This window comes from Corynebacterium sp. SCR221107, from assembly GCF_027886475.1.
Classification (GTDB): Bacteria; Actinomycetota; Actinomycetes; order Mycobacteriales; family Mycobacteriaceae; genus Corynebacterium.
In genome coordinates, this window is sequence record NZ_CP115670.1 from 2,945,169 (window position 1) to 2,958,979 (window position 13,811).

At 58.4% G+C, this 13,811-nt stretch carries 9 protein-coding genes and 1 pseudogene; 7 read left to right on the forward strand and 3 right to left on the reverse strand.

Features of this window, described 5'->3' with window-relative positions; genetic code table 11:
* Positions 1–185 precede the first annotated feature (185 nt).
* The 4 genes and pseudogenes from PAB09_RS12835 to PAB09_RS12845 all read left to right on the forward strand — a co-directional run bounded on the left by PAB09_RS12835 (position 186) and on the right by PAB09_RS12845 (position 4,324).
* Positions 186–1,199, forward strand: coding sequence for a dimethylarginine dimethylaminohydrolase family protein (locus tag PAB09_RS12835; protein WP_271034019.1), 1,014 nt, complete (start codon positions 186–188; stop codon positions 1,197–1,199).
* 54 nt (positions 1,200–1,253) lie between these two features.
* A pseudogene (locus PAB09_RS13250) lies at positions 1,254–1,568 on the forward strand (thiamine pyrophosphate-binding protein); the annotation flags it as partial.
* A 39-nt stretch (positions 1,569–1,607) separates the two neighbouring features.
* Positions 1,608–2,936, forward strand: coding sequence for a thiamine pyrophosphate-binding protein (locus PAB09_RS12840; RefSeq protein WP_333780200.1), 1,329 nt, complete (start codon positions 1,608–1,610; stop codon positions 2,934–2,936).
* A 143-nt stretch (positions 2,937–3,079) separates the two neighbouring features.
* Positions 3,080–4,324 carry a M20 family metallo-hydrolase gene (locus PAB09_RS12845; RefSeq protein WP_271034021.1) on the forward strand — a complete coding sequence of 415 codons (1,245 nt, stop codon included), beginning with the start codon at positions 3,080–3,082 and terminating at the stop codon, positions 4,322–4,324.
* 268 nt (positions 4,325–4,592) lie between these two features.
* On the opposite strand, the gene PAB09_RS12850 is transcribed toward PAB09_RS12845, so the two are convergent.
* Positions 4,593–5,831, reverse strand: coding sequence for a M20 family metallo-hydrolase (locus tag PAB09_RS12850; RefSeq protein WP_271034022.1), 1,239 nt, complete (start codon positions 5,829–5,831; stop codon positions 4,593–4,595).
* A 33-nt stretch (positions 5,832–5,864) separates the two neighbouring features.
* A complete protein-coding gene (locus PAB09_RS12855) occupies positions 5,865–7,484 on the reverse strand; it encodes an amidohydrolase (protein ID WP_034652031.1) in 1,620 nt (539 codons plus the stop codon).
* A gap of 128 nt (positions 7,485–7,612) precedes the next feature.
* Between PAB09_RS12855 and PAB09_RS12860 the strand changes: the two genes are divergently transcribed.
* The 3 genes from PAB09_RS12860 (at position 7,613) to PAB09_RS12870 (ending at position 12,082) form a co-directional block, all read left to right on the forward strand.
* Positions 7,613–8,761 (forward strand): helix-turn-helix domain-containing protein, encoded by a 1,149-nt coding sequence (locus PAB09_RS12860; protein ID WP_271034023.1) that lies wholly within the window; start codon positions 7,613–7,615, stop codon positions 8,759–8,761.
* Positions 8,762–8,918: 157 nt separating this feature from the next.
* The gene (locus PAB09_RS12865; RefSeq protein ID WP_271034024.1) at positions 8,919–10,304 is read left to right on the forward strand and encodes an MFS transporter; all 1,386 of its coding nucleotides are present in this window, start codon (positions 8,919–8,921) and stop codon (positions 10,302–10,304) included.
* A gap of 131 nt (positions 10,305–10,435) precedes the next feature.
* Complete coding sequence (locus PAB09_RS12870; protein WP_271034025.1) at positions 10,436–12,082, forward strand: thiamine pyrophosphate-dependent enzyme; 1,647 nt, start codon at positions 10,436–10,438, stop codon at positions 12,080–12,082.
* Between the two features lie 259 nt (positions 12,083–12,341).
* Here PAB09_RS12870 and PAB09_RS12875 read toward each other — a convergent pair whose 3' ends face one another.
* Positions 12,342–13,721, reverse strand: coding sequence for an aldehyde dehydrogenase family protein (locus tag PAB09_RS12875; RefSeq protein ID WP_271034026.1), 1,380 nt, complete (start codon positions 13,719–13,721; stop codon positions 12,342–12,344).
* Positions 13,722–13,811: the final 90 nt, after the last annotated feature.

A 13,811-nucleotide genomic window follows, 5' to 3' on the forward strand; every position in this document is an offset into this window, starting at 1 on the left:
AACCGATTGCACGTCGATCCGGACGAGGCTCGATTGGTGTGGGTCGCAAGATTTACCTCCAACTAAGAACAGATGGTTGATTTCAATTTACCTTGCCAAGTCTTGAGGTAGTTACTATATTTACCAGCAGGCATCATTGATTGCCTATTCCACAACCTATCAAATTATTGAATAGAGGGTAAGAAATGGGACACGAAGACCCAACCGTACGCATGCCGGATGCAAAGTTTCACCACATCTTGGGCCCTGAACCAGCGCCTGCATTTCTCGAGGAGTCGGAATTGCAGTCCGTGTGGGGTGCCAAGTGGGGTGCTGCCGACGAGTTCAGCCGCCTGCGTACCGTCATGGTTCGCCGCCCGAGCAAGGGGTTGGAGGAGGTTGCCCAGCTGGGCGAGTCGGCCTATCGCCCGGACCTAAATTGCTACCTCGACCCGAATCACCACTGGTACTGGGGCGGCCACGAGCTTCCCGACCTCGAACTCCTGCACAGCCAGTGGGACAACTTCATCGCTGCAATGAAAAGAGAAGGTGTCGAGGTCGTCGAGGTCCCCGAGGCCGAGGCTCGTTTCACCAAGTCAGTATTTACCCGTGATCCGCTGTTCACCATCCCGGGTGGTGCCATCATCGGCCGCATGGCCGCCCGCATGCGTCGCGGCGAAGAACAAGCAATCACACAAACCGTTGCCGCGCAAGGCCTGCCGATCCTCGGCACCATTACCGGCACCGGTCTCGCCGAAGGCGGCTCCTTTGCCAAGGTTCGTCGCGACCTCGCCTTCTTCGGCACTTCGGTACGCTGCAATGCTGAAGGATACCGTCAGCTGGCGAACATCCTTGAGGAACAGGGCATTCGCTTGGAGCGCGTCTCCATGCCGGGCTACCAGATACATATCGATCTTTGCTTGGCCATGCTCGACGATGACCTAGCTCTCGTAAACTCGAGGATCGCTCCGTATGACTTCCTTAACCGCTTGTCGGAGTTGGGGATCGAAACGGTGGAAGTTGAACCCGATGAAGACTGGGCTTGCAACCTGCTCTCCCTCGATCGTCGAAAAATCTTCTTCCCGGCACACCTGGTGAAGACCGCCGAGAAGCTGAACTCGAAGTACAACGTGGACATCATTCCGATCGAGTACCGCGAGATGAACAAAAACGGTGGCGGCCTGCACTGCTCCACGATGGAGCTTCGGCGCGACTGGTAAAAAGCAAAGTCCATCCCGTTAGGCCAACTACTCTTCACTTTCGAAAGGCAACCTATGTCCGCTAAGGCAACTTCTTATACCGGTGGCGACCTAGTCATTGATACGCTTGTGGCGTTGGGAGCCACCCACGTAGTTGGTCTGCCGGGCCAACACGCCCTACCTATTTTCAACGCCTTAAAGGACTCGGGACTGCAGTACTACGGTGCCCGGGTAGAAAACAACGCGGGGTTTATCGCTGACGGTGCTGCTCGGGCTACCGGAGCACCCATACCTCTCTTACTCTCTGCAGGTCCCGGCGCGTTGACCGTCCTGCCAGCCTTGCAAGAAGCTTTGACAGCTTCTTCCCCTGTCATCGTCATCGCCGCACAGATTCCGCGGGCTGGATTAGGCTCCCATAGGCGTGGATTTTTGCACGAGCTCGATGACCAAGAAGGGCACTTTCGAAATGTTTGCAAGAAGACCTGGAGCATTCGCAGTGTAGAGCAGATTGTGCCAATCCTCACTCAGGCGTGGAATCTTTCAGCGGCAGCCCCCTATGGTCCGGTCTTTGTCGAGATCCCCTACGATGTCCAAATTCAGAAGCTTTCCTCCGCTGCTTCATTTCCATCAGCACTTTCCCTTAAGGAACTTGGCTCGTCACCAAAGCAGCTTGCTGCCCCAGCATTCCTCCAAGCGGCCATCGACGTCCTCAACAATTCGAAAAACCCGCGCATTTATGCAGGTGGCGGAGTAGTTCGTTCCGAGGCATCAAAGGAGCTTCAAGCAGTTGCAGAACGCATCGGGGCGCCCGTTGTGACTACTTTCGCAGGCCGCGAAGCACTGCCTTGGAATCATCCATTGTCAGCACAGGGATGGATCGAAGATATCGCGACCACCGAATTCCTTGAGGAAGCGGACGCACTTCTCGTTATCGGTACCGGATTGGGCGAGCTGACAACTAACTACTTCACCTTGCGTCCGCGGGGAACAATCATCCACATCGACGCCGATGAACGCGTCTTAGGTGCTCATTTTCCGAGCATTGGCCTGTGCGGTGACGCTCGGATGATTCTCCAACAATTACTTCCTCAACTAGAACAGAAACACACGTGCGCCCGTGACGATATTCAGGAACTTCTGAACACGGTAACGAACCGACTCGACGCCCAAGACCTCGGGATGGAACGCACGCTGCTTTCTAGCATGAGAGCCTCAGTTCCTGCCTCGGTCGGTACCTACTGGGACATGACAATTCTCGCCTATTGGGCATGGTCGGCCTGGGACGCCCAGGGTGGACAATTCGAGAATGCGCAGTGTGGAGGCTTGGGTTTTGGACTTCCCGCTGCCATTGGGGCAAGCTTCTCCGGACAGGACGCGGACAACCCTCATGGCCTAAAGGCGGTTGCCGTATCCGGTGATGGTGGTGGACTATATTCCATTGCCGATCTTGCGTCACTTGCGGAGTCAGGGTTAGACGTGACGTGGATTGTTATCGATGATGGTGGCTACGGTGTGCTTCGAGGTTATATGGATGGTGCATTTGGCCAACACATGGGAACAGACCTCCAGGTACCTGATTACGTCGGCATTGCCCAAGCTATGGGGATCCCTGCGCAAAGAGTTCGCGGCGAGGAGACCGAGAAAGTCAGCTCCGTGATCGCAGAGGCTATCAAACAAGCAGGTCCTCGGGTCATCGTGATTGAGGCACATCCTGAGCTTTTTGCCGCAACACACCTTGATCGGGTTCCTCTGTACTGATGGAACCAATGTTTCACCGGATGGTTTTTGAAAAACGGCAAGCGTGTGATCGGTTCATTCTGCCCTAGGTTGGCGCAGAAGCAGTCCATACATCCAATTCAAGGTTCACGGGAACGCACCTTTTTAGGACGAAAGAAGCAATCATGACTTATCCGACTTCGGATCAGCAATTCCTTTCTGATTTTCAAACTATGTCTTCTCACGGCGCGACCGCTGGTGGTGGTGTCGAACGTCAGGCAGCCAGTGCCGGCGACATTGACAATCGTGCGTGGTTTAGCACGGTGTTGCAATCAATGGGCGCCCGCGTCATTTACGACGAAATCGGTACCCAATATGGTCTTTTCGAGTTCATCGAGGATGCACCGTTTGTCGGGCTAGGATCTCATCTTGATTCTCAACCGCTGGCGGGACGTTACGATGGTGCCTACGGCGTACTCGCAGCAGCCCACGCAGCCGCCAGAATAAAATGCAACATCGAAGCAGGCCTTATCAAGCCTAGGTTTAATCTAGCGGTCATCAATTGGTTCAATGAGGAAGGATCTCGCTTTGTCCCTTCCATGATGGGTTCCGGCGTATTTACTGGAGTGTTGTCTTTAGATGAGGCGCTTCGTTCTCACGACCTCGAGGGAGTTTCGGTAGATAAAGCGCTTGCAGCGGCAGGATGGGGTCCCATTGAGAAGCAACCTCAAGTCGTTTCGTATGCGGAAATCCACGTGGAGCAGGGTAAAGAACTTGAGATAGCCGGAAACACCATTGGCTTGGTCACTGCAACATGGGGTGCAAAGAAGTTCGAGGCTATTGTCCACGGAGAACAAGGACACACCGGATCCACGCTCATGGCGGATCGCCATGATGCTCTGTTCAGTGCCGCTGTCATCATCGCGGAGGTACAACGGCTCACCAAGGAGTTCGAGGTGGGCAAGCTTCAAGCGTCCGTTTCCCAATTGACCCTGTTGCCCAATTCGCCAGTAACTATTGCTAGGGAAGTCCGGTTCAACATTGACTTACGCTCCCCCGACAGCGATATTCTCGCTAAGGCTCAAGCACGCTTAGATGAGATTATCCACGCTGCGGAGGAAGAGTCTCGAACCACCGTCGAACTGGTTACTACCCACGAGTGGGATCTCAATCCATACCCCTTAGACGGTGTAGAACTTGCCCGTTCTGTCGTCACTGATCTTGGCTACCCCTTTCAAGAAATCTTGACTGTCGCTGGTCACGACTCCACAAATATGAAGGAGCATGTCCCAACCGTCATGCTGTTTATCCCCAGCGTCGACGGCATCTCCCATAACGAGGCCGAATTTACGAAGGACGAGGATTGCCTCGCCGGTGTTGATGTTCTTACCCAGGTCGGTGCACGCCTGGTAGAAGGCGCCCTCGCCTGAGTATCCCTGCGGAGATTTTGGCGAAGGGAAAGCTCGTGTCCAAGCTGTAGGCATAAGCTTGCCATTGTGCCTCACTGAAGGGAGGAGCCTCCTTTGCGCTTAGTGCCTTCGCTGGGCGTTGTCATGCACAAGTAGGGAAACCAAAAGGAGACGAAGGGGCTGCGGTGCTATCGAGTGCAACTCACTTTTATTAGCTCACAACCTACGAATACGGGGCGCCATGAGGAATATCCATCTGATGGCGCCCCGATCAATCTTAAGCTCGGCCCTATATTCCCCCCTCCACCATCTTCTCCGCCACCTTTGCCAGAACGTGCACGCCCGCAACGCAGTCCTGCGCGTTGGTGTACTCGGCTTCGTTGTGGGAGATGCCATCGACGCTGGGGATAAACAGCATGACGGTGGGTACCTCGTCTTTGAGGTTGGTGGAATCGTGCCCGGCCACCGTGAGGATCTCCTGGTAGGGGTAGCCCAGCGCCTCGACGACCGTACGGGCGAGTTCGACGCCCGGGCTGGGGTAGGGGTTCAGTTCCCAGGAGTGCGTTAGATGCAGGTCAACGGATGTGTCTGAGGTCTTGGCGGCGTCGGCAAGCAAGGCCTCGAGCTTGCGGTGCGCGGCGTCGAGGACGGCGCTGTCGGGGGAGCGTAGGTCGATGTTGAAGCTCACCTCGCGGGCGATGGTGACGGGGGAGTTTGGTTCGATGAGCATCTTCGATACCGAGGATTGCAGGTGGCCTTCCGGGAATTCATCGGCGAGAAAACGCACGCCCGTAACGATGAGCGAGGCCCCGAAGAGGGCATCCTTGCGGTCGGCCATCATGGTGGAGCCGGTGTGGCCTTGTTCGCCGCGCACGGTCACTTCGAACTTGCGCGCACCCCAGGTGGCGGTGACAAGCCCGATGGTATTACCCGCCTTTTCCAGCAGTTTCCCCTGTTCCACATGGATTTCGGCATAGGCGGCGATAGGCGGCAGGGCCACGACAGGTTGCCAGTTGGCCGCGGTGATGGCGCTGGCAACGCTGGTGCCGGCCACATCCGTTGCGCCCATCGCTTCCGCGAGCGTGAGCTTGCCGACGTACACCGCACTGCCCATCATCGAAGGCTCAAAACGCGAGCCCTCCTCATTAAACCAATTGACCACAATGAGATTGCGTTTCGGCACCACCGAGCCCTCTTCAACGGCCCGCTTCACGCGCGCGGCGGCATGCGCGCCCGCGAGCACCCCGTAGGCGCCGTCGAAGCGCCCGCCCAGCGGTTGGGAATCCAGGTGCGAACCCACCGCGCAATAGGGCGCGCCCTCAACGAAGGTGAACAGGCCAAACTGGTTGCCGATCTCATCGAAGTAAACCTCGGCGCCCATCTCCTCCAGGACACCGGTCAGCCACGCCCTGGCCTTGCGGTCCCCGTGGCTGGCCGCCTGACGCTCAACGCCGCCGCCTGCGGTGGCCCCGCGCGCCGACATGGCCTCGAAGTCCGCTAGAAACTGCTGGTCACTGGTATCTCTCATCGTCTTTCCTTCTAGTGCTGTGCGCATCCGATATCAGAGCTCACCGAAACGGCGCTCGCCGCCGACGAAGGTGGAGACCACCTCGATATCGCCGACCTCCTCAACGGGGACCTCGAGCGGATTTGCGGCGAGCACCGCAACGTCGGCAAGCTGGCCGGGAATGATCTGCCCCTTGCGGCCCTGCCAGCCGGTCGCCGCGGCCGAGCCTGCCGTATAGGCATACAGCGCCTCGGCGACGGAAATCCGATCGGCCTCGCCGTAGACATGGCCGGTTGCCGTCAGGCGCTGCGCAAACGCCTGCATGCCTTTAAGTGGATGCCCCTCCGCCACCGGGCGATCGGAACTACCAGGAAGGATGAGGCCCGCATCCAGGATCCGCTTGCCCGGATAGGACAACGCGGTGCGCTTTGCCCCCAGCTTCGCCGCCATCTGATCCCCAAACGCCGGAATGAAATACGGCTGGCTGGCAATAGCCACATTCAACCCCGACAGCTTCCGCAGCTGCTCATCAAGGGTCACCCCGCCATGCTCGATGCGGTGCGGGGTCGCCGGGCTACCGTAGCGCTTCGTGGCCTCGGTGATGACCTCAATGGCGAAGTCGATTGCGGCATCGCCGATGGCATGCATCGCCAGCGACCACCCGGACGCCGCCGCTGCCAGCGCCTTTGCCTTTAACTCATCCTTATCGCCCTGGAAGTAGCCGTGGTGGTGACAGCACTCGTAGTTCTCGCGCATCGCGGCGGTCTTACCCAAAAGGGAACCATCGGTGAAAATCTTCGTTGGGCCGATCTGCAGCCACTCATCACCCAAACCAGTGCGAATGCCACCATCGAGGCCAACGCCCACGCCATCGTCGGCATGGCCGGCAATCTCATGAAGCGCATCCAAGGTCACCATCACCTGCATGCGCGTATGCAGGTTCGCCTTCTGATACGCGCCCAACTCGATCGGGGAGTGGCTGATCCAGCCGCCCATGATGCCGGCATCGGTAATCGAGGTAATACCCTCGGACACATAGCGCTTCGTGGCCAGATCCAGCGCCTGCCCAATCCGCTCCTGCGACAGCGGCAACGTCACCTTCTGAATATAGCGCATGGCGTTTTCATGCACGAGACCGGTAAAACGACCCTGCTCATCGACGACGAACTCCCCGCCCTCCATCACCGGCGGCGCCAAAGGATCCAGCCCAGCCTCCACCAGGGCCTGCGAATTGACGGTATAGGCATGGCCGGAATTGTGCTTAATCAGCAGCGGATGCCCCTGCGCCGCGCGATCCAACCCCTCCAACTCCAGCTCATCCGCACCCAAATCCCCGGGCACAAAACCGGAAGCCACAATCCACTTGCCGGCAGGGGTGTTCGGCGCCTCCTTAGCAATGAGATCGTAGACCTCGGACGCCGCCTTCACGCTGGAGAGATCGACCTCCATGAGGGTTTGCCCGAACCAGACGGAGTGCGCATGCACATCATTAAAACCCGGCACCACGGTAAGCTTGTGGGCATCTATGCGGCTGGCGATGGGGAATTGGTCAACTGCTGCATCCACAGCGATGATCTTTCCTCCAGCCATGACGAGATTCGAGGCGATTGGATGCTGCGGATCCTGCGTCAACACCGTGGCGTTTTCGATGACGGTGAAGGGGATGTTTGACATGTTGCTGCACTCCAATCGGCATATATGAATCAGTGACACCGAAAGACTATCCCCCGGAACCCCTGGGGCCAGCACCCCTGAAACAATTCGGTTCAATTCCCCATAGATCGACAGGTATTATTGTGCATATGCACGATCCCGAATGGCATGCGGCCATCCTCGCAACCCTCGATAGTGTTCCTGAATTGGCGGATCGATTTCTCGAGACGTTTATGAAAGACGGTGGCTACGGCAATTCCGACATCAGCTCCGAGGAACTCCTTTTCACGGCCCAGGAGGTATTTACCACCCTCTTGGAGACTCTTCTCGGCGAAAGCACCGAAGCCGATCTCAAAATGCATGCCGATTCCCTGGGCCGTCGACGTGCACAGCAAGAGGCCCCCATCGCCACCCTGGTCGACGCCATCCAGCTCGACTTCACCGTCATCTGGAATCACCTACGAACCATCACCGGCGAACAGCCACCCGAGATGCTCATCACTCATGTCGACGAGCTGCATCAGGTTGTCACCCGTTACAACTACTACGTCCGCGATGCCTTCAGAAGGGAAGAGGCGCGCAAACTCCAGGACGCGAGCCTGGCCAACGCGCGCTACCTCGACCGACTTTTCTCCTCCCACACCATCAACTCCATGGGACTCGTGGAGGTATCCAAGGTCCTGGGAATTCCCATCGATAGCACCTATGAGGTGCTCGTCTTTCATCCTTCGGTCTCCGTGGAGGCACGCGCCGCACTGCGCCCAATCACCGCAACCGGCGATGTCCTTGGACATGGCTACCGCGGAATGTTTGCCGTCTTCTGGGACATCAGCGCCACTCCTCCCACGATCCCCGAGCAAGCAATGCACCTCCCAGGCATCAGATTCCAAGACATCAATGGGCTAAAAGGAGTGCGCAACGCCGTACGATCCGCTCCCACGCTTTTCGACGCCACCGAGGTACCAGCCACCATCGAGCTGGCTCGTGACCTCATGTGGGCCGTGGCTGGCGATGCATTGGCAACCATCGACAACGGGCAGCTCGAGAGGGTAACCCGCGCGATCGCTTCTATGAAGGCAAAGAAGGACCCCATCCTGGACACCCTCAAGGCCTATCTCCATACCGGTTCCATCAAGGAGACGGCACAGCAGTCGTATTGCCATCGCAATACGGTCATCAACCGTTTGACCCAGTTTGCCAACGCTAGCGGTGCGGACGTTACCTTGCCCATGGACGCCGCACTTGTGCTCTTGGCACTACACCGCAAGCAGCCACCCCCGAAACCTGTCGAACGATAGATTTTAAATGCCGAAACTATGCTTTTGCACAAAATTAGCCACTATCACTAGCGGTTCTTAACGAATTATCCCCGACAGCTTGGTTCTCCCTTTTCCTTCTCTTAGCGTTAGCCCCGTTCCCTCAACAGCACGATTTCGCAAGAAGGTGAGAGCTAAGATGACGACACTAAGGGAAGGACCTGGTGTACCGGGTAACAACGTTGTCGGGACTTCCAATCAGAAGGACCAACAAAACGTAGAAATTGAGGTGGACTCCAAAGACGTCCTCAAGATTGCAAGCTCCGCCTTCGTCGGAACTGCACTCGAGTGGTACGACTTCTTCCTCTTCGGCACAGCCTCGGCGCTGGTGTTCAACGAGTTATTCTTCTCGGGAGTCTCAGCCAGCGTGGCAACGCTTGCTTCACTGGCAACGTTCGGCGTGGGATTCCTCGCGCGGCCGCTCGGCGCGATCCTCTTCGGCCAGATCGGCGATAAACTTGGGCGTCGCCCAGCGCTGATCCTCTCCATTGTTGCGATCGGTGTCGCAACCGGATTGATTGGCTTGCTACCCGATTACAACTCGATTGGCATTTGGGCACCAGTCGCATTAACCATTCTTCGCCTCATTCAAGGCGTTGCCGTCGGTGGCGAATGGGGCGGTGCCACGACGATGGCAATCGAACATGCACCGGCCGAAAAACGCGGCCGCTACGCAGCCTTCGTCCAGATCGGTTCACCCGCCGGCACGTTGTTGTCCTCCGGCATTTTCTCCCTCATCCTCATGCTGCCCGAGGAGACCGTCAACTCTTGGGCATGGCGCATCCCGTTCCTTCTTGCCTTCCCATTCCTTGCGGTGGCCCTGTGGATCCGCATGAAGGTCGAGGAGTCCCCGGTCTACAAGGCACTGCAGGAGGAAGCCGAGCGCAACGAGGAGGCTCACAAGGGCTCGCTGAAGGAACTATTCTCCAAGCACTTCCCACAGATTCTGCTGGCCAGCGCTGCCGCCTTCCTAGGCATCGGTGGATTCTTCGTCATGAGCACCTACGTCTTAAGTTATGCCACCACGACCTTAAGCTTCGAGCGCCAAGAGGTAGTCAACGCCACTCTCCTTGCAGCAGTCTGTCAGGTCTTCGTCAACCTCGTCTGCGGCCGTCTCGGGGAGAAGCTAGGCCCTGGCAAGGTGATCGGCTGGGGTGGTATTGCAACTGCAGTCGCAGCCTACCCACTGTGGCAAATGATTGACTCCGGCAACACCGCGCTGCTGACTATCGCCGTGTGTGCTGGACTAGGACTGGTTACCGTTACTTATTCGGTCTCCGGCGTGCTGCTTTCCGAGATCTTCCCAGCCAACGTTCGCTACTCTGGCGTCGCCATTAGCGCCAACATCGCTGGTGCCATCTCTGGTTGCCTGCCGTTTATCGCCACTGCCATGAACGCAACGAGCAGCACGCCCAGTTCCACCCCGGGTGTCATCATCCTCGTCGTCGTCGCTCTCATCACCGCAGCCGGTGGCTTCCTCGGCGAGCGTCACCGCATGGTTGATGACGTGGTCATCAAGAACTAGGCAGCAACAATTCGAATCGATGCTTGCCTGTTGACCCACACGATCATCACTCGCCCCGGATGCCGTACCTTTTCTCCGGTACCACATCTGGGGCGTCTCTTCTTGCTCGCACACAATCGAAAAGGAAAAACATGTCCGTCCACGTAGGATCCGCAATTGCCCAATCCTTGAGCGCCCACGGTGTGCCCCGCGTCTTTCTTGTCCCTGGGGAAAGCTTCCTGCCCGTCTTAGATGGCTTGCACGACCTCGATATCTCCACCGTGGTGTGCCGTCACGAAGGCGGGGCAGCCTACATGGCAGATGCGCACGGCAAGTTCACGGGAATGCCAGGGGTTGCGATGGTAACGCGTGGACCCGGCGCGGCTAATGCCTTCGTTGGAATCCATACCGCCTGGCAGGATGCCACACCGCTGGTCCTTTTCATCGGCCTCATTCCGCTCAGCGACCGCGATCGGGAATCCTTCCAGGAGTTTGATCCCAAGGCGTGGTTTGGCACCCAGGCAAAGAAGGTCTTTGTCCTCGACGATCCTGCCCGCGCCAGCCAGGTGGTGGCCGAGGCCTTCTTTATTGCGCGCTCCGGGCGCCCCGGCCCGGTTATCGTCGGATTGCCCGAGGACATTCTCTATGAGGAATTCGCTGGGGTGATAAGCCAGCCGCTTCCGACAACGTGTGGTGCTGTGTCCGCAGCCCAGCTAGAGTCGGTGACAAGCGCGCTGTCACAGGCGGAAAAGCCACTCTTTTTCGTCGGCGGCTCAGGCTGGTCGGCAGCGGCCTCGGCGCAGCTGAGCGACCTCGCGCACAGATATGCCATCCCGGTTGTCCACGACTGGCGTGCCGCCGATCGCATGAGCTTCGATTCCCCCGCGAATGCTGGTTGGCTTGGGTATGGCAGGGACGATGCGGTAGTGGAGCTTGTGGAATCAGCCGACCTCATCGTCCAGATTGGTGCGCACTTAAGCGACGTGCCCACCGACGGTTTCCGCCTGCGCCAAGGCACAAGCAAGCGGCATATCGTCGTAAGCCTTGATACCCAGTTGACCGGCAATGCCACCACCTTTGACATGCAGATCCTTGCCAGTCCCGCGGAGTTTATCACCGAGCTGAGCACGGTCACGATGTCTGCCCCGAGCGAGCACAAGATTCAACGTTTCCGGCGGGCGCACGATGCGTTCGTACAGTTTGCCAGCGTCGGCTCCGACGTCGATGAGCAGGATGAGTTCGCCGACCCGCTGTTGCGCGCGGTTTTTGGCTCCCTTCAGGATCTCTTGCCACAGGATGCCGTCTTTAGCTTCGGCGCGGGCAACCACTGCATTTGGGCGCAGCGTTTCCTTCCTACGCGGTGTTTCCCCTCGCAACTGAGCGTGCGCAATGGCTCGATGGGTTATAGCGTTCCCGCCGCGGTGGCCGCATCGCTGGAATCCCCTGGGCGCACCGTAGTAGCGATCGCCGGCGACGGAGAGTTCCTCATGAATGGCCAGGAGCTGGCAACAGCGGTGCAATGTGGGGCTTCTTTTGTCACGATCGTCCTTGCCAATGGCGAATTCGGGACGATCAGGGATCACCAAGAAAACCATTTCCCGAACCGGGTATCCGGCACCCAGTTGCGCAATCCACGCTTCGCCACGCTTGCCGACGGCTTCGGTTGCCTTGGCGTACAGATTGCAGCTACCGCAAGCGCCCAATCCATCCGCGAGACGGTAGAAGATGCATTGGTACAGTCGCGTGCAAAGAACGTACCTGTTGTCATCGAGGTGCCGATGGCGCGCAAGTTCGATTAATTCCCTATCCAACGCGGTCTGGTCATTGAGCTCTGGGATCTCAACCCAGGCCGCGTTTGCCGCTTGCCGTGCCCTGCGAGGCTGAGGTTCGCACACGGGTTATTGCTTTGGCCTTGTGGCATGAGAAAAGCACACGTTGCCTTTCGCAAAGAAGAAAGGTGACGTGCGCTTCGTGGATGCGAGGGGAATGGCGCTGGACTTGAGGCTCGGGGCCCTAGGGTCTCGTCCCGTGGTTGAATGCTCGACCCTTTTCGCTTTCTTACTTATTGACTCGAATCATGCGTCGGTTGACGAACTCGCCCATTCCGAGCACGCCGAGCTCGCGGCCAAAACCGGAGCGCTTGATGCCGCCGAAGGGCAGCTCGGGTGCGGTTCCCTCAGCCTCGTTGATAAAGACCATGCCGCTGCGGATCTTCGACGCAACCTCCAGTGCCACGGCCTCATCCTCGGAGAACACGGCCGCGCCGAGCCCGAAGGAGGAGTTATTGGCGATAGCGATGGCCTCGTCGATGTCCTTTGCCTTGATAACCATGGCGACGGGGCCGAATAGCTCCTGGTCGAAGACCTCCATGGATTCCTCGATGCCGGTGAGGATCGTGGGCTTAAAGAAGGCGGAGTGCTTGTCCTCGCGCACGCCGCCGGTTGCTACCACCGCCCCCTCGGCGACGGCGGCCTCGACCTGCTGCTCGAGGCGGTTGGCGGCAGCCAGGGAGGACAAAGGCCCAATGTTGACGGAAGGATCAAGCGGATCGCCGACCTTCAACTCCTCGAAGGCGGCAATGAACTTGTCAAGGAACTCGTCGTAGTACTCCTCGAGCACGACGAAGCGCTTGCTGGCGTTGCAGGCCTGGCCGTTGTTCACGGTTCGGCTCAGCACGGCCTCGCTGATGACCGTGTCCATGTCGGTGGTATCTACCAACAGGAAGGCGTCATTGCCACCGAGTTCGAGAACCACCTTGGTCAGGGACTCGGCAGCCTCCTGGGCGACGATGCGGCCCGCGGCGTCGGAGCCGGTGAAGGACACGCCGAGGATGCGGTCGTCGGCGATGATGGTGGCCGCCTGCTCATTGGTCACATAGACGTTGGTGTACAGGCCCGCGGGCGCACCGGCGGCGTCAAAGATCTCCTGCAGGATCGCGGCAGTCTTCGGGCATTGGGGTGCGTGTTTGAGGAGGATGGAGTTGCCGTTCATAATGTTCGGCGCAACAAAGCGCGCGACCTGATAGAGCGGGAAGTTCCAGGGCATGATGCCAAACAGGGGTCCTAGCCCCTCGTTGACCTGGTAGGCGGTGCCGGGCAGGGAGGTCTCGAGCTCTTGGGTTTTCAGCAGGTCCGGGCCGACCTTCGCGTAGTAACGGTAGATGTCGGCAACCAGCGCCACCTCGGCCTTGGCCTGGCCGACGGGCTTGCCCATCTCGCGCACGATGGTCAAGGAGAGTTCCTCGGCGCGGGCCTCGTGCTCCGCTGCCACCGCCTCGAGCAGCTGTGCGCGCTGTTCGAAAGGGCTAATGCACCAGGTGACGAAGGCCTTGTCGGCTGCGGCGATGCTTTCTTCTACCTGGGCATCCGTTGCAACCTCGAAGGTCTCCTCCACCTCGCCCGTAGAGGGATTGGTTACGGCATACATAATCTCTGACATCTGTGGCCTCCGTCGTGATGTGCGTCCTTGTGCAGGTAAGCCTTCAATTGAGCTTTTTCCGTGACTATAACCAGCGCAAATCCGGCTTAA

What these genes read in the sequence shown, in the direction of transcription:
- PAB09_RS12870 (WP_271034025.1), top strand. Translation starts at nt 10,436, where the DNA reads ATGTCCGTCCACGTAGGATCCGCAATTGCCCAATCCTTGAGCGCCCAC.
- PAB09_RS12835 (WP_271034019.1), top strand. Translation starts at nt 186, where the DNA reads ATGGGACACGAAGACCCAACCGTACGCATGCCGGATGCAAAGTTTCAC.
- PAB09_RS12875 (WP_271034026.1), bottom strand. Translation starts at nt 13,721, where the DNA reads ATGTCAGAGATTATGTATGCCGTAACCAATCCCTCTACGGGCGAGGTG.
- PAB09_RS12865 (WP_271034024.1), top strand. Translation starts at nt 8,919, where the DNA reads ATGACGACACTAAGGGAAGGACCTGGTGTACCGGGTAACAACGTTGTC.
- PAB09_RS12845 (WP_271034021.1), top strand. Translation starts at nt 3,080, where the DNA reads ATGACTTATCCGACTTCGGATCAGCAATTCCTTTCTGATTTTCAAACT.
- PAB09_RS12850 (WP_271034022.1), bottom strand. Translation starts at nt 5,831, where the DNA reads ATGAGAGATACCAGTGACCAGCAGTTTCTAGCGGACTTCGAGGCCATG.
- PAB09_RS12855 (WP_034652031.1), bottom strand. Translation starts at nt 7,484, where the DNA reads ATGTCAAACATCCCCTTCACCGTCATCGAAAACGCCACGGTGTTGACG.
- PAB09_RS12860 (WP_271034023.1), top strand. Translation starts at nt 7,613, where the DNA reads ATGCACGATCCCGAATGGCATGCGGCCATCCTCGCAACCCTCGATAGT.